The 21,366-nt window shown below is 66.0% G+C and carries 23 protein-coding genes; 14 read left to right on the forward strand and 9 right to left on the reverse strand.

From position 1 onward, the window contains the following. Positions 1-19 precede the first annotated feature (19 nt). Positions 20-697 (reverse strand): TetR/AcrR family transcriptional regulator, encoded by a 678-nt coding sequence (locus tag OS124_RS0117920; protein WP_010141243.1) that lies wholly within the window; start codon positions 695-697, stop codon positions 20-22. Positions 698-1,095: 398 nt separating this feature from the next. On the opposite strand from OS124_RS0117920, the gene OS124_RS0117925 reads away from it, so the two are divergent. From OS124_RS0117925 to OS124_RS0117940, 4 genes are all read left to right on the forward strand, one after another. Then, complete coding sequence (locus tag OS124_RS0117925) at positions 1,096-2,196, forward strand: ABC transporter ATP-binding protein (protein ID WP_010141245.1); 1,101 nt, start codon at positions 1,096-1,098, stop codon at positions 2,194-2,196. Positions 2,197-2,309: 113 nt separating this feature from the next. Continuing rightward, positions 2,310-3,422 carry an extracellular solute-binding protein gene (locus OS124_RS0117930; protein ID WP_010141246.1) on the forward strand — a complete coding sequence of 371 codons (1,113 nt, stop codon included), beginning with the start codon at positions 2,310-2,312 and terminating at the stop codon, positions 3,420-3,422. A 127-nt stretch (positions 3,423-3,549) separates the two neighbouring features. After that, positions 3,550-5,226 (forward strand): ABC transporter permease, encoded by a 1,677-nt coding sequence (locus tag OS124_RS0117935; protein ID WP_010141247.1) that lies wholly within the window; start codon positions 3,550-3,552, stop codon positions 5,224-5,226. Between the two features lie 13 nt (positions 5,227-5,239). After that, entirely contained in the window at positions 5,240-6,418 is a 1,179-nt protein-coding gene (locus tag OS124_RS0117940) for an ABC transporter permease (protein ID WP_010141248.1), read from the forward strand. Positions 6,419-6,583: 165 nt separating this feature from the next. Here the strand turns inward: OS124_RS0117940 and OS124_RS0117945 are convergent, their stop codons facing one another. Genes OS124_RS0117945 through OS124_RS0117955 form a run of 3 tightly spaced genes read right to left on the reverse strand, consistent with a single transcriptional unit; the run spans position 6,584 to position 8,321 of the window. Further along, the gene (locus tag OS124_RS0117945) at positions 6,584-7,339 is read right to left on the reverse strand and encodes a LamB/YcsF family protein (protein ID WP_010141249.1); all 756 of its coding nucleotides are present in this window, start codon (positions 7,337-7,339) and stop codon (positions 6,584-6,586) included. A 21-nt stretch (positions 7,340-7,360) separates the two neighbouring features. Next, positions 7,361-8,062, reverse strand: coding sequence for a helix-turn-helix domain-containing protein (locus OS124_RS0117950; RefSeq protein ID WP_010141250.1), 702 nt, complete (start codon positions 8,060-8,062; stop codon positions 7,361-7,363). Continuing rightward, a complete protein-coding gene (locus tag OS124_RS0117955) occupies positions 8,034-8,321 on the reverse strand; it encodes a hypothetical protein (RefSeq protein WP_010141251.1) in 288 nt (95 codons plus the stop codon). Before OS124_RS0117955 ends, OS124_RS0117950 begins: the two co-directional genes overlap by 29 nt. A gap of 286 nt (positions 8,322-8,607) precedes the next feature. Here OS124_RS0117955 and OS124_RS26215 point away from each other — a divergent pair, with 286 nt between their 5' ends. The 3 genes from OS124_RS26215 (at position 8,608) to OS124_RS0117970 (ending at position 11,041) form a co-directional block, all read left to right on the forward strand. After that, on the forward strand, positions 8,608-9,117 hold the full coding sequence (locus tag OS124_RS26215; RefSeq protein ID WP_010141253.1) for a hypothetical protein: 510 nt from the start codon (positions 8,608-8,610) through the stop codon (positions 9,115-9,117). A gap of 99 nt (positions 9,118-9,216) precedes the next feature. After that, on the forward strand, positions 9,217-9,858 hold the full coding sequence (locus OS124_RS0117965) for a ribonuclease HII (protein WP_029375552.1): 642 nt from the start codon (positions 9,217-9,219) through the stop codon (positions 9,856-9,858). 79 nt (positions 9,859-9,937) lie between these two features. Next, on the forward strand, positions 9,938-11,041 hold the full coding sequence (locus OS124_RS0117970; protein WP_029375553.1) for a site-specific DNA-methyltransferase: 1,104 nt from the start codon (positions 9,938-9,940) through the stop codon (positions 11,039-11,041). Between the two features lie 86 nt (positions 11,042-11,127). Here the strand turns inward: OS124_RS0117970 and OS124_RS0117975 are convergent, their stop codons facing one another. Together OS124_RS0117975 and OS124_RS27740 are read right to left on the reverse strand one after the other, a co-directional pair. Next, a complete protein-coding gene (locus tag OS124_RS0117975; protein WP_010141256.1) occupies positions 11,128-11,835 on the reverse strand; it encodes an SDR family NAD(P)-dependent oxidoreductase in 708 nt (235 codons plus the stop codon). After that, a complete protein-coding gene (locus OS124_RS27740) occupies positions 11,835-12,146 on the reverse strand; it encodes a hypothetical protein (RefSeq protein WP_010141257.1) in 312 nt (103 codons plus the stop codon). The genes OS124_RS0117975 and OS124_RS27740 overlap by 1 nt, the downstream gene beginning before the upstream one ends. A gap of 84 nt (positions 12,147-12,230) precedes the next feature. Here OS124_RS27740 and OS124_RS0117985 point away from each other — a divergent pair, with 84 nt between their 5' ends. After that, the gene (locus OS124_RS0117985) at positions 12,231-12,830 is read left to right on the forward strand and encodes a TetR/AcrR family transcriptional regulator (protein WP_029375556.1); all 600 of its coding nucleotides are present in this window, start codon (positions 12,231-12,233) and stop codon (positions 12,828-12,830) included. Here the strand turns inward: OS124_RS0117985 and OS124_RS0117990 are convergent, their stop codons facing one another. After that, positions 12,831-13,649: a sulfotransferase family protein gene (locus OS124_RS0117990; protein ID WP_010141259.1), complete on the reverse strand. Its 819-nt coding sequence runs from the start codon at positions 13,647-13,649 to the stop codon at positions 12,831-12,833. 160 nt (positions 13,650-13,809) lie between these two features. Here OS124_RS0117990 and OS124_RS0117995 point away from each other — a divergent pair, with 160 nt between their 5' ends. The 3 genes from OS124_RS0117995 (at position 13,810) to OS124_RS0118005 (ending at position 16,058) form a co-directional block, all read left to right on the forward strand. Further along, positions 13,810-15,387: a DUF5928 domain-containing protein gene (locus tag OS124_RS0117995; protein ID WP_010141260.1), complete on the forward strand. Its 1,578-nt coding sequence runs from the start codon at positions 13,810-13,812 to the stop codon at positions 15,385-15,387. Positions 15,388-15,395: 8 nt separating this feature from the next. Continuing rightward, entirely contained in the window at positions 15,396-15,776 is a 381-nt protein-coding gene (locus OS124_RS0118000) for an HIT domain-containing protein (RefSeq protein WP_010141261.1), read from the forward strand. A gap of 93 nt (positions 15,777-15,869) precedes the next feature. Beyond that, entirely contained in the window at positions 15,870-16,058 is a 189-nt protein-coding gene (locus OS124_RS0118005; protein ID WP_010141263.1) for a zinc-finger domain-containing protein, read from the forward strand. A 1-nt stretch (position 16,059) separates the two neighbouring features. On the opposite strand, the gene OS124_RS0118010 is transcribed toward OS124_RS0118005, so the two are convergent. Next, the gene (locus OS124_RS0118010) at positions 16,060-16,590 is read right to left on the reverse strand and encodes an acyl-CoA thioesterase (RefSeq protein ID WP_010141264.1); all 531 of its coding nucleotides are present in this window, start codon (positions 16,588-16,590) and stop codon (positions 16,060-16,062) included. A gap of 125 nt (positions 16,591-16,715) precedes the next feature. Between OS124_RS0118010 and OS124_RS0118015 the strand changes: the two genes are divergently transcribed. From OS124_RS0118015 to yaaA, 3 genes are all read left to right on the forward strand, one after another. After that, a complete protein-coding gene (locus OS124_RS0118015; RefSeq protein ID WP_010141265.1) occupies positions 16,716-17,000 on the forward strand; it encodes a YggT family protein in 285 nt (94 codons plus the stop codon). Positions 17,001-17,093: 93 nt separating this feature from the next. After that, on the forward strand, positions 17,094-19,139 hold the full coding sequence (gene recQ / locus OS124_RS0118020; RefSeq protein WP_010141266.1) for a DNA helicase RecQ: 2,046 nt from the start codon (positions 17,094-17,096) through the stop codon (positions 19,137-19,139). Positions 19,140-19,211: 72 nt separating this feature from the next. Continuing rightward, on the forward strand, positions 19,212-19,991 hold the full coding sequence (gene yaaA / locus OS124_RS0118025) for a peroxide stress protein YaaA (RefSeq protein ID WP_010141267.1): 780 nt from the start codon (positions 19,212-19,214) through the stop codon (positions 19,989-19,991). 478 nt (positions 19,992-20,469) lie between these two features. Here the strand turns inward: yaaA and OS124_RS0118030 are convergent. Continuing rightward, positions 20,470-21,366 (reverse strand): response regulator (locus tag OS124_RS0118030; RefSeq protein WP_010141268.1); only part of this gene is annotated, 897 nt, incomplete at its 5' end.

Here is a 21,366-nt window from a genome sequence, read left to right on the forward strand (position 1 = left end):
AGATGTCGGGGGCCAGGTGTCAGTGGTCTGGTTCCAGCGGTTGCAGGGCGATCTCGGGCGGCAGGGTCGGACGGGGCCTGGACAGCAGCGCCTCGGCCTCGGCGGCCTCAAGGCCGACCAGGGCCATCAGCCGGATCGCCGCAGAGGGGATAGACACCGGGGCGACTTCCTTGCGGATCACCGCCAGGCCGAAACCGACGATCGCATGGGTGGTCAGCCGCCAGGCCAGCGTCGGATCTCCGGTCTGCAGTCGGCCGGTTGCAGCGGACCGGCTGAGCAGGTCGATGGTGAAGGGGCCGATCCGCCGGAACATCACATCCGCCACGATTCCCGACCGGTTGAGCAACTGCTGCCAGCGGGGATCCGTCGTCGAGGTTTCGAGAACGGTCAGCACTGCGATGGCGTAGATATGGGCGGTATCCTCGTAGCCCTCGGTGGCGCTCTCGATGCGCAGCGCCAGGCCCTGCATCACTTCCTCAAGCACCGCGATGGCCAGATCATCCTTGGATCTGAAGTAGTTGTAGACGGTGCCGGCCCCGACATCGGCCCGATCGGCGATCTCGAGCATGGTGGCCGCGTCGATGCCCTTTTCGGACATGACGTCGCTGGCCGCACGAATCAGGGCCTCGCGGTTGCGCCGCTGCCGCCGCGCTACCCGTCCTTCCTTGATCCCGTTCTCGCTCTCTTTCGGTGTCATCTGGCCCTCTTGAAAGTGAACGGTATTCAACTCCGAAGTCGCTCGCAAGTGAGGCCGTGAGAAAGTTCGGCAGTCCCGGCAGTGTCGAAGGGCTTGCCTATTTCCTGTGCATGTGGGTAGGCTTGGGAAGAAATACGACGTCTCAGGCGCATTTCTGGCTGATTTCTTCGGAAACGAGGATGTGAAATCAGGCCGGAGATGATCTAAGACTCAAGATGAATGACGTTCATGGGTGAGAAGCTGCATCTCCGGTCCATCACGTCGCGGCGCTAGGCCGGGGCATCCCGGCGGGACCGACCCGCCACCTCCGACCGGAGGCGCGCCATAACAAGAGCTTCCTCCCGAGCCTAACGCGGGCCCTTCAACCCGCGAAGCAAAAACGAAACGGGGAGCCTGAATTGGCAGAAACATCAGACAGCGGGGCATTCGTCGCCTTCGAACGGGTGCAGAAGAGCTACGACGGCGAGACGCTGGTCGTGAAGGACCTGAACCTGACCATGCCCAAGGGCGAGTTCCTGACCATGCTGGGGCCGTCGGGATCGGGCAAGACCACCTGCCTGATGATGCTCGCGGGGTTCGAGACCGCGACCTACGGCGAGATCAAGCTGGCCGGTCAGCCGATCAACAACATCCCGCCGCACAAGCGCGGCATCGGCATGGTGTTCCAGAACTACGCCCTCTTCCCGCACATGACCGTGGCCGAGAACCTCTCGTTCCCGCTGGAAGTGCGCAAGATGAGCAAGTCGGCGCGCGAGGCGAAGATCAAGCGGGCGCTGGGCATGGTGCAGATGGGGGCCTTCGCCGGGCGCCGTCCGGCCCAGCTGTCCGGCGGCCAGCAGCAGCGGATCGCCCTGGCCCGCGCCCTGGTCTTCGAACCCGAGCTGGTGCTGATGGACGAACCTCTGGGCGCGCTCGACAAGCAGCTGCGCGAGCACATGCAGTTCGAGATCACCCGCCTGGCCCATGATCTGGGCATCACCACGGTCTACGTGACCCACGACCAGACCGAGGCGCTGACCATGTCGGACCGGGTCGCCGTGTTCAATGACGGCCGTATCCAGCAGCTGGCGCCGCCGGACCAGCTGTACGAAGAGCCCGAAAACAGCTTCGTTGCCCAGTTCATCGGCGAAAACAACACGCTGGAAGGCGTCATCAAGTCGATCAGCGGAAATACCTGCGAGGTGCAGCTGGACGGCGGCGAGGTGATCTCCGCCCGGCCGGTCAATGTCACGGAGGTGGGGCAGCGCACCCGCGTCTCGATCCGCCCCGAGCGGGTCGAGATGGACAAGTCGCGCCTGCAGGAGGGCGCCCATACCCTCAAGGCCGAGGTGCTGGAGTTCGTCTACATGGGCGACATCTTCCGCACCCGCCTGCGTGTCGCCGGCAACACCGACTTCGTGATGAAGACGCGGAACGCCCCCGACCAGGTGCGCCTGCAGAAGGGCCAGCAGATCGAGATCGGCTGGCTTCCCGACGACTGCCGGGCGCTGGACGCCTGAGCCACAGAGCATCCGCTCCGGCCCGCGCCGGGGCGGCCTGTCGAGGTCCTGCCGCTCCACCCGTAGTGGCGGATCCACAACGAAACAGACGGGTTGAAAATGGGAGTTATGAAATGAAACTGACGCAGACCCTCCTCGCCGGTTCGGCGCTGGCCCTGCTGGGCAGTGCGGCCGCCGCGCAGGACATGGCCAACGAGATGACCATCGTGTCCTGGGGTGGCGCCTACCAGAACTCGCAGCTGAAAGCCTATGTCGAGCCCTACATGGCCGCGAACCCCGGCGTCACCGTGACCTGGGACGAAAGCTCGTCGCAGGCCGTGGCGAAGATGCGCGCGCAGGAAGAAGCCGGCAACATCACCTGGGACCTGGTCGACGTCGAGGCCGCGGATGCGATCCGTACCTGTGACGAAGGCCTGGCGATGGAAGTCGACTGGGACGATGCGCTGGCGCCGGCCCCCGATGGCACCTCGCCCGAGGATGATTTCGGCGACATGCTGGTCAGCGACTGCTTCGTGCCGCAGATCGTCTTCTCGACCACCTTCGGCTATCGGACCGACATGGTCCCCGAGGGCGTCGAGCCGCCGACCGGCGCCTGCGATGTCTTCGACCTCGAGACCTATCCGGGCAAGCGCGCGCTCAACAAGCAGCCGGTCGCCAACATGGAATGGGCGTTGCTCTGCGACGGCGTGGCCTATGAAGATGTCTACGACGTGCTGGAAACCGACGAGGGCGTCGAGCAGGCCTTCGCCAAGCTCGACAGCATCAAGGACCAGACCATCTGGTGGTCCGCCTCTGCCGAGCCGCCGCAGCTGCTGGCCGATGGCGAGATCTTCATGGGCTCGGCCTACAACGGCCGCCTGTTCTCGGCCATCGTCGAGCAGGACCAGCCGATCGGCATGGCCTGGGACTGGCAGATGTTCGACATCGACGGTTGGGTCATCCCCGAGGGCCTGCCCGAGGATCGCCTGGCCCGCGTGATGGACTTCCTGTTCTTCGCCACCGACACCCAGCGTCTGGCGGATCAGGCCAAGTACATCAGCTACGGCCCGGCCCGTGCCTCTTCGGCGCCGCTGGTGTCGACCCACGCCGACCTGGGCATCGAGATGGCACCGCATATGCCGACCGATCCCAACAACGCCGAGAACACCTTCGTGAACAACTACAACTGGTGGGCTGACCATCGCGACGACCTGGACGCCAAGTTCCAGGCGTGGCTGGCGCAGTAATCTCCTGCCTGCATGAGGGGGATCGGCCTTCGGGCCGGTCCCCGACCGCCGCCCTGCGCGGCCAGACCCCGGACAACGGGGCCGTCAAGAACAAGGCCGGCACACGGCAGAAACCCACGGGGAAGACATGAGCCACACGACAGACACCGCCGGGGCCGGCGCGGGCCCAATGCTGGCCGCCGATGGCACGCCACTGAAACGCAGCCTGAACCGCGCGCTGCGGCGACAGAAACTGCGGGCCCTGATGCTGATCGCGCCGCTGCTGCTCTTCGTGCTGCTGACCTTCATCGCCCCGATCGCCGACATGCTGTTCCGTTCGGTCGAGAACCAGATCGTCTCGGACACCCTGCCCGAAACGGTCGAGACCCTCTCGGACTGGGACCACACCACGCAGGCGCCGCCTTCGGAAACCGTCTACGAGGCGCTCTACTTCGACATGTTCGTCGCCGCAGAGGCGAAGGAGCATACCCGCCTGGGCGGTCGCCTGAATTACGAGATGAGCGGCCTCAGCTCGCTCATCCGCTCGTCGGGACGGTCGCTGGACGATCTCGGCGACGACTACCTGGATGCGCTGGAAGCGATCGACCCGGCCTGGGGCGAGGGCGCCTTCTGGTTCGAGCTGATGAGCGGCGAGGGCGAGGCGGCCGAGGAGGTCATCACTGCCCGCCGCCGTGCTGTCGCGCAGATGACCGGCGACCGGCTGGGCGGCGACACGGGCTTTGCGCCTTCGGCCGAGATCGCCGCGCTGCTGCCCCGCACGACCCGCGCCTACAGCGACTTCGCGGTCTTCACTGCCCTCGTCGACGGTGACGTGGTGGCCGAGGAAGACCCCTGGGAATCCGTCTATGTCGGGCTGGCGCTTGACCTGCAGCAGGCCGATGTCTCGGGCTATGCCGGCCCCGGCGGTGACGCGCTGCGCGCCGCACAGGCAGATCTGGACAGTCTGCCCCTGATGCCGCTCTCGCAGTTCTTCGACGAAGAGGTCGATGCCGACTGGAACGACCCCGAGGTCTGGGCGGTGATCCAGACCTACAGCCCGCGCTATACCACCGGGTACTTCCTGAACGCGGTCGACCTGCAGCTGACCCCCGACGGGGTCGCCACCCGGCCCGAGCGCGAGAGCATCTACATCATGCTGTTCAAGCGGACGCTCTTCATGTCGCTGACCATCACGCTCAGCTGCATCCTGCTGGGCTATCCCGTGGCCTGGCTGCTGGCGAACCTGCCCAGCTCGAAGGCCAACCTGCTGATGATCCTGGTGCTGCTGCCCTTCTGGACCTCGCTGCTGGTGCGGACCTCGGCCTGGAAGGTGATGCTGCAGCAGCAGGGGGTGATCAACGACGTGCTGGTCTGGCTGGGCCTGGTGGCCGACAATGACCGGCTGGTGATGATCAACAACCAGTTCGGCACCATCGTGGCGATGACCCACATCCTGCTGCCCTTCATGATCCTGCCGCTCTACTCGGTGATGCAGGGCATTCCGCCCAGCTACCTGCGCGCGGCGAAATCCCTCGGCGCCACCAACTGGACGGCCTTCTGGAGGGTCTACTTCCCGCAATCGGTGCCGGGCATCGGCGCGGGCTCGATCCTCGTCTTCATCCTGGCCATCGGCTATTACATCACGCCGGAAATCGTCGGCGGCACGACCGGGACGTTCATCTCTAACCGGATCGCCTACCATATCTCCAGCTCGCTGAACTGGGGCCTGGCGGCGGCGCTCGGGGCGATCCTGCTGGCCGTGGTGCTGCTGCTCTACTGGGCCTACGACCGCATCGTCGGCATCGACAACGTGAAACTGGGCTGAGGAGGGCGAGACCATGGCACTGACAATCGCAAAACCCACATCCGCCATCTTCGCCGCCGGAGTGGCCGCCGTATTCGGCGCCTTCTTCGGGATCTTCGTCGGCACCGCCTCGGGCAGCGCCCTGCTGGGCCTGCTGGGCGGCGCGGTGCTGATCTTCGCCCTCGGCTGGGCCGCGGTGGCTTTCCTGCGCGAACAGGAAAGGCCCGCCCGCTGGGGGATCCTGATCCTGTTCGTCGCCGGAGGCTTCCTGTTCGCGGGGGTGCCAGGCATCGTGCTGGGGCTGATCTTCGGCACCTTCTTCGGCTGGCTGGTCTACTACGTCGCCTCGGGGCGCTACCGGACGGGGATGCCGCCCTATTCGACCCCGCGCCAGGTGCTGTGGCATTTCGCCTTCCGCACCATCGCCGGGATGATCCTGATCTTCCTGATCACCCCGATCCTCGTGGTCATGCCACTGAGCTTCAACGCCGAGGACTTCTTCACCTTCACCCCGGAAATGCTCAGCTTCGACCCGGCGGGCTATTCGCTGAAGCACTACAGGGACTTCTTCAACACCTCCGACTGGCAGGGGGCGCTGTGGAACTCGGTGCGCATCGCGCCGGTGGCAACCCTGCTGGCGGTCGGCTTCGGCACCCTGGCGGCCATCGGCCTGAGCCAGCCGCATGTGCCCTTCCGGCGCGCGATCATGGCGATCCTGATCTCGCCGATGATCGTGCCGCTGATCATCTCGGCGGCGGGGATGTACTTCTTCTACTCGCGCATCGGCCTGCAGGGCACCTACCTCGGCGTGGTGCTGGCCCATGCGGCGCTTGGCATTCCCTTCGTCATCATCACCGTGACGGCGACCCTGGTCGGCTTCGACAACTCGCTGACCCGCGCGGCGGCGAACATGGGCGCGGACCCGGTCACCACCTTCTTCCGGGTGCAGATGCCGCTGATCCTGCCCGGTGTGATCTCGGGCGGGCTGTTCGCCTTCATCACCTCCTTCGACGAGGTGGTCGTGGTGCTGTTTGTCGGCTCAGCCGGCCAGAAAACCCTGCCCTGGCAGATGTTCATCGGTCTGCGGGAGCAGATCTCGCCCACCATTCTTGCGGTGGCGACGATCCTGGTGGCCATTTCCATCGCGCTGCTGACGACGGTCGAGCTGCTGCGCCGACGCTCCGAGCGGCTGCGGGGCATGTCACCCAGCTGATCTTTCGGGACTTCATGAACGGGGGAGGGGGGCTTTCAGCCCCCCTTTTTGCATTCGCAGACCAACGCAGGTCTCGGCCCCTTCGCGGCTGAAATCGTCCCCCGGACGGTTGCCTGGACGCCGCTCAGCCCCCTGAGCGTATTTCAGGCCGTCGAACAGATGGACTCATGCGAAGGCGGCGATCGTCACGCCTTCGGCTTCCAGCCGGGCGCGCAGTTCGGCGGCGAGCGCCACGGCGCTGGCTTCGTCCCCGTGCACGCAGATCGACTGGGCGGCCAGCGGGATCTCTGTGCCGGTGATCGTCTGCATGTTGCCGGTGTCCAGCAGGTGCAGGATGCGGGCGGCGGCGGCCTTCGGGTCGTGGATCATCGCGCCCGGGGTGCCGCGGGGCACCAGCAGGCCGTTCTCCTGATAGCCGCGGTCGGCGAAGATCTCCGAGATCGTCTCGATACCTGCATCGCGGGAGGCCTTTTCCAGCTCGGTGCCGGAAATCGCCAGCATGGCGAGGCCCGAGGTCTTCACCGCGACGGCAATGGCATCGGCGGTGGCGCGGTCGGCAGAGGCGAAGTTGTTCAGCGCGCCATGCGGCTTGACGTAGGTCACCGGGCAGCCCGCCAGCGTGGCGATGCCCTGCAGGGCGCCGATCTGCGCGGCGACCATGTTGGTGACCTCCGAGGCGGTCATCGGGATGACGCGGCGGCCGAAGCCCTGGCGGTCGGGAAAGCCGGGATGGGCCCCGGCGGTGACGCCCTTCTCGCGGCACATCACCAGCGTGCGGTACATGGTATCGGGATCCGAGGCATGGCCACCGCAGGCGACATTGGCCGAGGTGACGATATCCAGCATCGCGGCGTCGTCGCCCATCTGCCAGGGGCCATAGGCCTCGCCGAGATCCGAGTTGATGTCGATGCTGCGTGTCATGGGGGCCTCCGGTCGCTGGCTTTACAGCATCCGGATAACATCCTTGCCCACCGAAAGGACATAGCCGCGACGGGCAATGTTCTTAATCAGCAGCTCGCTGACGATCTGGTTGCCGAGGGTGTCGCGCAGCCGCTTGATCCGGGTGGCGCCGGCGGCCTCTTCGCAATCGGCCTCGTCGCGGCCCGAGATCATCGATTCGATCTGCACGCCCGAAAGCACGTCATCATCCATCCGCGCCTCGGCCAGCACCGAGAGCGTTTCCAGCGCTGCATCGGTCAGCTTGAAGCCGAGGTTGTTCAGGTAGACCATCTTCTCGTCGCGCGAGATCATCAGGGAGTTCACCTCGATCCCGGCGCGCTCGATCTGCGCCATGCGGCGGTTCATCGAGACCAGCATGATCAGGAAGCCGAGCGCGGCCAGCAGCAGCGCCGTCGAGAAGACCAGCAGTACGAAGATGACCATGCGGTAGCTGATCAGCGTTTCGGAAAACGCCGTGCCCGACAGGGCCAGGATGTTCAGCAGCTTGACCTCGGCCTGGGTGGTCAGGTCGTTCTCGATGAAGATGCGCTCGACGCGCGCGTTAAAGGCGCCGGCATCGGGCAGCGTGAGGAACAGGAAGACGGCGGCAAGCGCCAGAATCGCGACGACGGCGCCGAGGCCAATGGCCACGGCGCGCGTCCCGGACTTCCGCAGATCAGAAGCGAAGATAGTAGGGTCCTGCATTTGCCTTCCTGCCGGCCAGCCCGCCGTCGTCGAATACCGAGACGACATTGAGCAGCACCCAGCCCGCTTGTGCAAGCCTTGCGCGGACTTCATTGGCGGCGGCGCCCTTGTCGCAGGCGGAAACCTGCATGACGCCGTAGTGCAGCTCGTAGGGCTGATCCCGCTTGGCCTTGTAGTCGGCGTAGCAGGCCGCCTGCGCGGAAACCGGCAGGGCGAGGGTCGCGAGGACCAGGGTGAGAGAGGCGATGAAGCGTGTCATACGGCCACTTTCCGCCAAGTCCGGCAGCTATTCAATGACAGAGAGGCCCCGGCAGGCTGCTATCGGATAACAGGCTGAACCGAAGGGCTTTTCGCGGGTTGTTATCGGATAACGGCGGGGATTTCGGCGGGGCTATCGGATAGCGCCGGGGTGATATTGCCCGGCAGTCGGGGGGCGGCCCATGTTCGTCTCATCGCTTCCGGGCCCCCTGCTCGGGCCTCACTGAACAGGCGCCGCACCACCCCGATACATGGCGCCGCAGATACCAGACCGAAAGGACCTCGACATGACCCGCTTCTTCCAGAACACCCGCAAGGCCATCCTCTCGACCCTCGCCGGCGCCGTGGCGCTGAGCTCCGTCGCCGCTGCCCCCGCCCAGGCCGGAGACAAGGAGCTGGCCCGCGCCCTGATCGGTATCGGCGCCATCGCCATCATCGGCTCGGCCATCGCGAACGAGTCGAAGGCGAACAACAACAACCACAACAACGGCAACTGGAACAACGGCGGCCATAACGGCGGCTGGAACAACGGTGGTCACCACGGCGGCTGGCAGCCCCAGCCCAAGCCCCGCCCTCGTCCGGCCCGCACCGTGGCGCAATCCTGCGAAGTGCGCACCTGGGTGAACGGCTACCGTGCCGTCGGCTATGCCGCGGCCTGCGCCAAGAACACCGCGTCCTACCCGCAGGCCCTGCCGGACAACTGCCGCCAGCGCACCGACGTGCCGCAGAACCGCAAGGGCGTGAAGTTCATCTACCGCAAGGCCTGCATGCAGCAATACGGCTGGAAGACCGCCTGAACCGACCCGCATATAAGTCGAGCAGCACCCCGCCCCGTCCCGGATCCTCCGGGGCGGGGTTTTCCTTGTATCGGCGCTTCGGTCCTGCTTCATGGCGGCATGGGACCGGACTTTACCTTGGAAGAGGCGCTGATGGCGCGGGGCGCCCGGCTGATTGCCGGGGTGGATGAAGTGGGCCGTGGCCCTCTGGCGGGGCCGGTGACGGCGGCGGCTGTGGTTCTCGACCCGGCGGCCATTCCCGAGGGCGTCAACGATTCCAAGAAGCTGGGGGCGAAGCGGCGCCGCATCCTGCAGGAGGCGCTGAGCGCCAGCGCCCATGTTGCCGTCGCCCATGCCAGCGTCGAGGAGATCGACGAGATCAACATCCTGCAGGCCAGCCACCTGGCGATGCTGCGCGCGCTTGCCGCGCTGCCGGTGCGCCCCGACCACGTGCTGATCGACGGCAACAGGATTCCTAAGGGGCTGAACCTGCCGGCGACGGCCGTGGTGAAGGGGGACGCAAAGTCGCTGTCCATCGCGGCCGCCTCGATCATGGCCAAGATTGCCCGCGACGCGATCATGGAGGATTTGGCGCAACAGTTCCCCGGCTACGGCTGGGAGGGCAACGCGGGCTACCCGACGAAGGCACATAAATCCGCTTTACAGGATCTGGGCGTCACCCCACATCATAGGCGTTCCTTCGCTCCGGTGCGCAATATCTTGTGTCGAGCCGAAAACCAAACACCTGATTTGAATAAATAAATTGACGCGGACTCCGGTCTGACTCATCATTTGTCCACAACAACGAGCGCGAAAACTGCGCCGTGCATTGAGGCAGTACATGATGAAAACCAAAGCAAAAGGGGCTTCCGAGCTCCCTCTCAATACCATTTTGCCCGGTGATTGCGTGGAGGTGATGAATGCACTTCCCGAGAATTCGGTCGATCTGATCTTCGCTGATCCGCCCTACAACCTGCAGCTTCGGGGGGACCTGCACCGGCCCGACAACTCGAAGGTCGATGCGGTGGACGATCACTGGGACCAGTTCGCCAGCTTCGAGGCCTACGACCGCTTCACCAAGGACTGGCTGAAGGCAGCGCGTCGGATCCTGAAGCCGAACGGTGCGATCTGGGTCATCGGCAGCTACCACAACATCTTCCGCGTCGGCGCCGCCCTGCAGAACGAGGGCTACTGGATCCTGAACGACGTGGTCTGGCGCAAGGCCAACCCGATGCCGAACTTCCGCGGCAAGCGGCTGACCAATGCCCACGAGACGATGATCTGGGCCTCGAAGTCCGAGAAGGCCAAGTACACCTTCAACTACGAGGCGCTGAAGGAGCTGAATGAAGGCGTGCAGATGCGCTCGGACTGGGTGCTGCCGATCTGCAACGGCCACGAGCGCCTGAAGGATGCCAACGGCGACAAGGCCCATCCGACGCAGAAGCCGCAGAGCCTGCTGCATCGTGTGCTGATCGGGTCGACCAACCCCGGCGACGTAGTGCTGGATCCCTTCTTCGGCACCGGCACCACCGGCGCCGTCGCCAAGATGCTGGGCCGCAACTTCATCGGCATCGAGCGCGAGGAGGCCTACCGAGAGGTCGCGGAGGCGCGCATCGCCAAGATCCGCAAGTTCGACAACGAGGCGCTGGAAGTCACCCGTGCCAAGCGCGCCGAGCCGCGTGTGCCCTTCGGCCAGCTGGTCGAGCGCGGCATGCTGCGTCCGGGAGAAGAGCTGTGGTCCTCGAACGGTCGTCACAAGGCCAAGGTGCGTGCCGATGGCACGCTGACCAACGAGGATGACATCAAGGGCTCGATCCACCAGGTCGGCGCCAAGCTTGAAGGCGCGCCGTCGTGCAATGGCTGGACCTACTGGTGCATCAAGCGGGACGGCAAGCAGATCCCGATCGACGCCATGCGCCAGCAGATCCGCCAGGAAATGCGCTGAGCCAAACGGTTATCCGCGGGCGCCGCATCCTGGGGGACGCGGTGCCGCCACCTTGCCCTGCCGCTTGCGGCGGGGCTTTTTGCATCTCAGGACCGCCGGATGATCCCATAGGCCAGCGCCGGTGAGAGCCTGAGCAGCAGCCGCAGCAGCCGGACCTTGCCCACGTCGAGCTCTTCCTCGCCGCTGCGGATACCCGCAAGGATCTGCCGCGCGGCCTCCTCGGGTGGCATCTTTCCCTCGGGCGCTCCCTGTGAAAGGCCGGTGTCGACCAGCGGCAACAGGGCTTCATGCACCTGCACCGGCAGCGCCGCCAGGCGCACCTGGTCGCACAGCGCGCGGCTGAAGGCGCGCAGCCCGGATTTCGAGGCCGAGTAGACCGCCGCATCTCGCTTCGGCGCCAGCGCGAGACCCGAGGTGACATTGCAGACAAAGCCCTCCTGCGCCGCGATCACCGGCAGCAGCTGCGCCGAAAGCTGCATCGGCGTCACGAGGTTGATGGCGATCTCGCGCGACACTTCGGCGGGCTGCGGGTCCTCGGTCAGCAGTGAATGCACCATGATGGCAGCATTGTTGATCAACCCGGCGCAGCGCGGATGCTCCGCGCGCACCCAGCTTGTGATGCGCGCCGCGGCATCGGGGGAGGCGAGATCCAGCGCCAGCCCCTCGACCCCCGCGGGCAGGGCGTCGACAGACCGCGCCACCGTGATCACCTGGCAGCCGGCCTGTTGCAGTTGCAGCGCCAGCGCCCGGCCGACGCCACGCGTTGCGCCGGTGACAAGCACGGTCCGGGCCATCACGCGCCCTCCCGCATCATGTGGTGGCCGTTCTCGAGCGTCGGGATCACCGCCTCGAGCCTGAACCAGGGAGTGCTGAAGACCGGACCGTCCCGCAGCACCTCCATGGCGCGGTGGAAGGCCGTCGGGGACATCCCTTCGACCATGGCAATATCCGAGCACTGCGCCGAGAAGGCCTCGGCATCGAAGAAGCGCATCTGCGACAGGCCGGCCTGCGCCAGCGCATCGGCGGCGCGGGCATCGCGCTCGGCGCGGGGGATCTGCAGGAAGGCGGGCAGGGCGGTGAGAAGCAGGAAGTAGGTCTGGGTCATGAGGCACCTTGCAGGAAAAGCGGACACATGCAGAATCCGAGCAAAGGCTCAGGTTTCATACTCGCATCCCGAGGTGCTCCGCAGATGACAAGAGAACCCCCTGTCAAACTTAGGAAATCTCCGCGACAGGCGCGGGCGCGGGCGACCTGCGAGGCGGTGCAGGAGGCGGCGGCTCGTATTTTGCAGCGCGGCGGGGTGGCGGCGGTCAGCACAAATGCGGTGGCAGAGCTGGCGGGGGTCTCCATCGGCTCGCTCTACCAGTACTATCCCGGCAAGGAGGCCATCCTGGCTGAACTGGTCCGCGCCATGCGCGCCGAGATGCTGGAAGACCTGCGCCGCGCCGCGCGCGCCTGCGACGGACAGGACATTACCCGCGCCATCCACCTGCTGCTGGCGGCTTCGCTGGAGCACCACCGCGCCGACCCGGCCCGCGCCGCTGCCATCGAGGAGGCAGAGCGCCACCTGCCGCTGGATGCCGAGACCCAGGCCCTGAAGGCCGAAATCGCCGCGCTGGTCATCGCCGTGCTGCGTGCCCATGACGTGCCCGAGCCCGAGCTGGCCGCGCGCGACCTGGCCGCGATGACAAATGCCGTGGCCGATGCCGCCTGCCTGGCAGGAGAGCGGGACGTGGACGCGATCCTGCCCAGGCTGGAACGCGCGGCGCGCGGCTACCTCGGGGTGTGATCACTCGCCCAGCTTGGCGTGAACCTCGTCCAGGTCGATCTCTCCGATGGGCATCTTGTTGGCAGGGTTGTCGAAATCGTATTTGAACAACTCGAAATCGCGGTGATAGATCTCGCGCACCAGGTGCATCGAGAGATCGTCGAAATAGGCCTCGACCGGATGGGCGCGCTTGGGCCCGTGGCCTTCGCTTTCGTTGAAGCGGGGGATGGCGGACAGGTCGACCGCATGGGGCGTCTCGATCGCGTCGAGCACCTGCTGCATCCCGTCGTTGAAGCCTTCGGTCCAGAAGATCTTGTCGTAGCGCCCGCCGTTGACGATGAAGGTGCTGACATGACCGGACATGGCGGACCAGTGGATGTCGGGCTCCATCGGGCGGCGCCAGCGGATGGTATCGCGGGCAAACAGCAGGAAGCGGCGGAAGCTGGCGATCTGGTCGAACTCGTCCTTGCCGTTCTCGCCGCCGACCTCGATGCCGTATTTCTGGATCAAGAGGGGCACCAGCTTGCCCCGGTAGCGGCGGCCGTTGCGCTGGATGCCGCAGATCTTGTCGAAGAAGCTGGACAGGATGCGGGTGTAGGGATTGCGCACGCAGGTGAAGGCGTAAGAGCCATGCGCCCTCACGTTGGCTTCGATCAGCGGCTGGCTGTGATCCTGCGACCACTTGTGCAGCCCCTCGGTGGAATCGTGGATATCACCGTCAAAGAAGCGGCCATGGTCCGAGTAGAACATGATCTGGCCGATGGTCGAGCAGGCGCACTTGGGCACCACGCGATAGACCACGCTTTCGCTTTCCGTCATCCAGGTTCCGGGAAACCCCATTCTGCGCGCCCTCCGTGCTGCGCCGCGATGTTATGACTGCCCGTTTTCCGGGGCCGGCGCGCTTGTCGCACAAAAAAGCAAAGAAACCCTGTTTTATCAATCCTGCATGACGCGTATCACTGGGCGGACCTCAACCCGTTGAAGGGCCTCGCAGGCGCCCATGGCGACGATCGCTTTCATATTGCTCTGTCACAAGGACCCGCAGGGGATCATCGACCAGGCCAACCGGCTGACGGCGGTCGGGGATTACATGTCGATCCACTTCGACGCCCGTGCCAGGCCCGAGCATTACCAGATGATCCGCGAGGCGCTGAAGGACAACCCGCGTGTCACTTTCGCCCGCAAACGCTGCAAATGTGGCTGGGGCGAGTGGTCGCTGGTCGAGGCCACTTTGCTGGCCGTCGAGGCCGCGGTGGAAGCCTTCCCGCGTGCCACCCATTTCTACATGCTCTCGGGCGACTGCATGGCGATTAAGTCCGCCGAATATGCGCATGAGTTCCTTGACCGCGACGAGGTCGACTATATCGAGAGCTTCGATTTCTTCACGTCGGGCTGGATCAAGACCGGGATCAAGGAAGAACGGCTGATCTACCGGCATTACCTGAACGAGCGTCGCCACAAGTTCTGGTTCTACAAGCTGATGGAGTGGCAGAAAAAACTGGGGCTGGAGCGGCAGATCCCCGAGGACATCCAGGTGATGATCGGCTCTCAGTGGTGGTGCCTGCGCCGCCGCACCATCGAGGCCATCCTGGACTTCACCCGCCAGCGCCGCGACGTGATGCGCTTCTTCCGGACCACCTGGATCCCCGACGAGACCTTCTTCCAGACCGTCGTCCGCCACCTTGTGCCCGAGAAGGAAATACGCGCCCGCACCCTGACGTTCCTGATGTTCACCGACTACGGGATGCCGGTCACCTTCTACAACGACCACTACGAACTGCTGCTGAGCCAGGATTTCCTGTTCGCCCGCAAGATCAGCCCCGAGGCGCATGAGATCAAGCGCCGGCTGGGCCAGCTCTATGCCGCCGAGGGCGTCGATTTCCAGATTTCCAACGAGGGGCGCTCACTGTTCCGCTTCCTCACCGACCGGGGCCGCATCGGTCGCCGCTTCGCCACGCGCTTCTGGGAAACCGAAAGCTCGCTTGGCCGCGAACGCGAGCTGATGATCGTGATCTGCAAGAAGTGGCACGTGGCCAAGCGGCTGGTGGCGCGCATCGCCGAAACCACCGACATCAGGGTGATCGAATACCTCTTCCACGAGGGCTCGACGCCGCTGCCCGACCTCGGCGGCATCCAGTCGACGCTGGACAAGCGGACTCGGCACCGGCGGGCCCTGATGCGGATGCTCTTCGACTACCACGGCACCGACCGCATGGTGGTCTGCATGGATCCCGAGGGGCTGCACCTGCTGCACGACTTCTGCAGCGACCGGGCGCGGACCCGCCTGCTGGAAGTGCAATGCGACTTCACCGACGACTACCTGATCGGCCACGCCCGCCGGGTCGGGCTGGCCGGCGACCAGACCTCGCGCGAGTCGCTTGAGCGGCTGCTGCCGACCATCCGCCACGACATCGCCCACGAAAGCGACCGCATCCGCGATGCGGGGTTCGACAACCTGACCCGGATCCGTCAGTCTGACAGCCTGACGCAGAACGCGGCGGCGCTGGCGCAATTCCTCTCGGTGCGCGATGACACCGCGGAAGAGATCCTTTCCCTCCCCCACCTGTTCAGTGACTGAGGTGCCCCATGGCCTATGCCTATGACGACCAGAACATCTTCGCCAAGATCCTGCGCGGCGAGATCCCCAACAACACCGTGCTGGAAACCGAGCACACGCTGGCCTTTGCCGACATCCGCCCGCAGGCGCCGACCCATGTCCTGGTGATCCCCAAGGGCGCTTACGTGACCTACGACCATTTCGCCGCCGAGGCCTCGGACGCCGAGATCCTCGACTTCACCCGGGCGGTTGCCAAGGTGGTCGAAATGGCCGGCGTCGGGGCCGATACCGGGATGGGCGCGCGCTTCATTTCCAATGCCGGAAGCCATGGAGTGCAGGAAGTGCCGCATTTCCACCTGCATGTCCTCGGTGGCCGGATGCTGGGCCGGATGCTTGAGACGGCAGAGTAACCGCTACCAAAGGCCGCGCGCGGCGCGACTTGCACGCGCCCGCGCATTCACGCTAATTGCAGCCCATAGGCAGCTCATTCGCGAGGGACCCAAATGCCGATCGAAGCCCCGGAAACCAAGATCGTCGAAACCGCCAAGGTCGCCTGTGATGGCGGTGAAGGCGCGCTCGGACACCCTCGGGTCTGGCTGCACATCCCCGCCGATACCGGCTTTGTCGAATGCGGCTACTGCGATGCCAAGTACATCCTGAAGGGCTCGGTCGCCGACACCGGCGCGGCCTGAGCTACATCTCGGGCGGCCATGGGCGGTCGTTCTCGGCGCTGAACAGCGCCTCGGCCCAGGCGGGCAGGGCAGGCAGCACGACATCCGGCCCAAGTGCCGCCGCGACCTCTGCCACCGGGACCAGCCTGCGATCCTTGATCACCCCGGTGCGCAGCGTGGCGTGGTTGGCGCAGTCATCGCCCACCCACATGCTCTGTTCCATGTAGAGGAACCGCGCGTCGACGCCCATCAGGCGGGTGCGCATCTCGACCCTTGTGAAGGGCGTCAGACGCTTGCGGTAGCGGATCGCCGTGCCGGCCACCGTCAGCCCCCATTTCTCGCGCTTCATCATCCCGACCAGCCCGGTGCGGGCGGCATAGGGAATGCGGCCCAGGTCGAACAGCGTCAGGGTGCGACCGTTGTTCAGCTCCATCCAGGGGTCGATATCCCAGGGCCAGACGATGTGATGAGAGACATGCACCTCGCCCGGCGCCAGCTTCGGTGCGTTGCGGTACTTCAGGTATTCCTTGGCGAGGCGGATATAGGGGTACATGGGGCTCTCCTTCGCCCCTCTGCTGCGGTGCCGCATCGCGCCCGTCAACCGAAACCCTGCGTCCGGCTTGTGCTTTCAGTCCGGTTTGCTTACCTGTGTTCGGCCCTGAAACCCGGAGTATGCCCATGCAATCCCTGCTGATGATCCTCGACCTCATCCTGAGCGTCGTCTGGTTCTTCGTCATCGCCCATGTGATCATGTCCTGGCTGATCTCATTCCAGGTGCTGAACGTGCGCCAGCAGTTCGTCGCCCAGATCTGGTACGGTCTGAACCGCCTGCTGGAGCCGATGTACGCGCCGATCCGCCGCATCCTGCCGCCCATGGGGGGGCTCGACCTTGCGCCGCTGATCGTCCTGCTGGGCATCATGGTGATCCGCATCGTCGTCTCCAACAACATCGGGTATATGTAACCCGACAAGACCCCCGCATCTGGCGGTCCCTGCCTTGTTCACCCCTTTTTAATATGGGATGGTGTCCCCTGTTCGCAGACAGGGGATGACAGGATGGCAGAGGCAGAACGGCTGCTGCGCGACGTATTTGGCTTCGACGCCTTCCGCCCGGGTCAGGGCGAGATCGTCGAGGCCGTCGCCTCGGGGCAGAACACGCTTGCCATCATGCCCACGGGGGGCGGCAAGTCCCTCTGTTTCCAGCTGCCCGCGCTGATGCGCCAGGGGGTCACGGTGGTGATATCTCCGCTGATCGCGCTGATGCGCGACCAGGTGCGCGCGTTGCGCCAGGCGGGCGTGGCCGCTGGTGCGCTCACCTCCGGCAATACCGAGGAAGAGACCGAGGCCGTCTGGACCGCGCTGGAAGAGGGCTCTCTGAAGCTGCTCTACCTCGCGCCGGAGCGGCTGGCCTCTGGTGGCGCCATGCAGATGCTGCGCCGCATCAACGTTTCCCTGATCGCCGTCGACGAGGCCCATTGCGTCAGCCAATGGGGCCATGACTTCCGCCCCGACTACCTGCGCATCGGCGAGCTGCGCGAGATGCTGGACGTGCCGCTGGCCGCCTTCACCGCCACCGCCGATGAAGAGACGCAGGCCGAGATCATTCGCCGCCTCTTCGCCGGGCAGCAGCCGAAATGCTTCCTGCGCGGCTTCGACCGTCCCAACATCCACCTGGCGTTTTCCGCCAAGAACTCCCCTCGCCGCCAGATCCTGGACTTCGCCACCGCCCGCAAGGGCCAGTCGGGCATCGTCTACTGCGGCACCCGCGCCCGGACCGAGGGCATCGCCCAGGCCCTGCGCGAGGCAGGGCTGTCGGCGATCCACTACCACGGCGGGATGGAACCCGACGCCCGCCGCGAGGCCGAACTTCGCTTCCAGCAGGAAGACGGGCTGGTGGTCGTCGCCACGGTGGCCTTCGGCATGGGCGTCGACAAGCCGGACATCCGCTGGGTCGCCCATGCGGATCTGCCCAAGTCGATCGAGGCCTATTACCAGGAGATCGGCCGCGCCGGTCGCGACGGCGCCCCGGCCGAGACCATGACGCTGTTCGGCCCCGACGACATCCGCCTGCGCCGCGCGCAGATCGACGAGGGACTGGCTCCGCCCGAACGCCGCGCCGCCGACCATGGCCGTCTGAACGCGCTTCTGGGCCTCGCCGAGGCGCTGGAATGCCGCCGCGCCCAGCTTCTGGGCTATTTCGGAGAAACCTGCGCGCACTGCGGCAATTGCGATCTCTGCGACCGTCCGCCCGAGACCTTCGACGGCACAGAGGCCGTGCGCAAGGCGCTCTCGGCCATCCTGCGGACCGAGGAATGGTTCGGCGCCGGTCACCTGATCGACATCCTGACGGGCACCGAAACCGACAAGATCCGCGAGCGCGGCCACGACAGCCTGCCGACCTATGGCGTGGGGCAGGAGTTCAAGAAGGCCGAATGGCAGGCGATCTTCCGGCAGATGCAGGGGCATGACCTGATCCGCCCGAACGGCGAGCGCCACGGTGCGCTGTTCATGACCGAGGCCGCCCGCCCGATCCTGCGCGGCGAGGAAAGCATCCGCCTGCGCCGCGACAGCATCACCGCCGCCAAGTCCGCCCGCCGCCCGGCCGCCAAGACGCTGGTGTCGGAAGAGGACGAACCGCTGCTCTCGGCGCTGAAGGCCAAGCGTCGGGCCCTGGCCGAGGAACAGCGCGTGCCGGCCTATGTCATCTTCAACGACCGTACCCTGATCGAGATGGCCGAGCAGAAGCCCGCCAGCCTTGACCAGATGGCCGGGATCACCGGCATCGGCGCCAAGAAGCTGCAGGCCTACGGCGCCACCTTCCTCGAGGTGATCACCGGCGCGGTCGAGGGGCTGCACCCCAAGCGCCTGCGACTGGCGGGCCGCGAGGCCGGGACGCTCTATGACCGGCTGATGCAGATCCAGCACGATCTGGCGCGCGGCGAAGAGGGCACCGACAAGCCGCTCTCCTGCTCGGCCTCGCTGATCGCCAAGGTGGCCGAGGCCCGCCCCTCGGACGCCGCGCAGCTGGAACGCATCCTCGGCGAACGCCGCGCTGAACGCTTCGGCGCCGCCTTCCTGGATGCCCTTCGCGAAACTGCCTGAAGACGCTGCGTCAGGGGGTGGACAGCCCGGCCTGACGCGATATGTCGGGGCTGAGAAGAAAAGGGGAACAGAATGCTGATCGTGGTGTCACCGGCCAAGAAACTCGACTGGAGCGAACGGAAGCACGCGCTGACCGAACCGCCCTTCCCGGGCGACAGCGCCGAGCTGATCCGGGTGATGCGCGAGAAGTCGGTCTCAGAGATCTCAAAGCTGATGGACCTGTCGGAAAACCTCTCGAAGCTGAACCACGACCGCTACCGCGACTACCGGGAAGACCCCACGCCAGACGTCCTGCGCCCGGCCATGTTCGCCTTCGCAGGCGACACCTACCAGGGCCTGGACGCGCAAAGCCTGGACGCCGAGGAAGTCGCCTTCGCCCAGGATCACCTGCGTATCCTCTCGGGCCTCTACGGCGTGCTGCGCCCGCTGGACGGCATGCAGCCCTACCGGCTGGAGATGGGCACGCGGCTGAAGACCGACCGCGGCAGCAACCTCTACCAGTTCTGGGGGGACAAGATCGCCGGGGCGCTGAAGGCTCAGGCCGAAACGCTGGGCACGGACACCCTGCTGAACTGCGCCAGCCAGGAGTATTTCGGCGCGGTTGACCGGAAGGCCCTGGGCCTGAAGATCGTCACCCCGGTCTTCCTCGACGTGAAGAACGGCGCCGAGAAGGTGATCTCCTTCAACGCCAAGCGCGCGCGCGGTGCCATGGCCCGCTTTGCCATCACCCGCCGCATCACCGATCCGGCGGGCCTCGCCGATTTCGACCTTGGCGGCTACCACTTCCAGCCCGGCCGGTCCTCCGTGACAGAGCTGGTCTTCCTGCGCAATGCCGAGGCCGTGGCGGCCTGATCCGCCCTCCGTCCGGCGGCGCCCGGGCAGTGCGTATTTATGGCCTCGGAATGGAAGCAGGGCGGTGCCCCGGGCCCCCTGCAACATCACCAGGCTGAAAGTACTCCGGGGGAATCGGCGCAGCCGATGGGGGCAGAGCCCCCTGCCGCCCCGTGACTGGGCGAAGACGTCAAAAGCCTGCCAGGCGTCCCGGCGCTCATCCACGGTTCAGGCGGGGCGCTCTGCAAGTATCGGCAGGGCGAGCCCCCGCCGCCACAGGGACTCGTGCAGGTCCTGTACAAGGGCAGCGATGCCGCACCTGGTCGCTGCGTCCCGCGCCGGGGGCGCTGTAAACTGCGGTTAGGCGGGACACTCGGGCACCCCAAGTGATCGCGCGTTCTGTCGCGCCGGGCCCAAGCCTTACCCCGAAGATGGCGCGCGCCGCACCGGGGCGCTGCTTTTGGGGCGCAGCGGGTGGCAGTTGGACCGGGCCCGGCGCCTACCCGCTCTCGCTGCGTTTCTCTTCCTCGGGCGGCGCGTGGAAGGGGGGGCGCAGCTCGGGCGGGGTGAGGCTGGCGAGATGGTCCAGCACATCCGCCTTGCGCAGCGGTTTCGACAGGTAGTGATCCATACCGGCGGCGAGGAAGCGCGCCTCGTCCCCGTCCAGCGCATGGGCGGTCATGGCGATGATCGGCACATGGCGTCCGGTGATCTCTTCGGTGGCGCGGATCAGCCGGGTGGCCTCCTTGCCGTCCATGCCGGGCATCGAGATGTCCATGAAGATGATGTCGGGATCGAAGTCGCCGTGCAGGGCGACCGCCTCGGCGCCATTCTCGGCAAAGCGCAGCTCGATATCCGCCTGGGCCAGGATCTTGCGGAAGACCAGGCGGTTGGTCTTGTTGTCCTCGGCCGCCAGGACCCGGGCGCAACGCAGATTGCCGCGCCGCGACTCGCGTCCCTCCTCGGCCCCCCCTTCAGGCGGCGCGGGCAGAGCGGGGGCCGACCCCTGTCCGCCTTCCCCGCCCTTCGCCTCGGGCGCGGCCAGAGAGCGCAGCGCGGCGAAGAAGTCATCGCGCAGCATCGGGCTTTGCAGCACCGCGTGCAGATGGCGTCTGGCCGGGTCCAGCTCGGCGAAATGCACGGCGGGGGTCAGCAGCAGGATCGGCACCTCGCAGCCGCGCTCGCGGATCGCCTCGGCCAGTTCCATGCCGTCCATTTCCGCCATGTTGTGATCGGTGATCACCAGGTCGACACCCTCGAGCTGGTCCAGCGCGGCGGCGCCGCTGCGGCAGGTCACCACCTCGGCGCCCAGCACCTGCAGCTGCTTCTCCAGGATATCCAGCTGCAGCTCGCTGTCGTCGACCAGCAGCACGCGGCCCAGATCCTGCACCGGCGC

It is taken from the genome of Oceanicola sp. S124, assembly GCF_000220565.1.
GTDB lineage: Bacteria > Pseudomonadota > Alphaproteobacteria > Rhodobacterales > Rhodobacteraceae > Pseudooceanicola.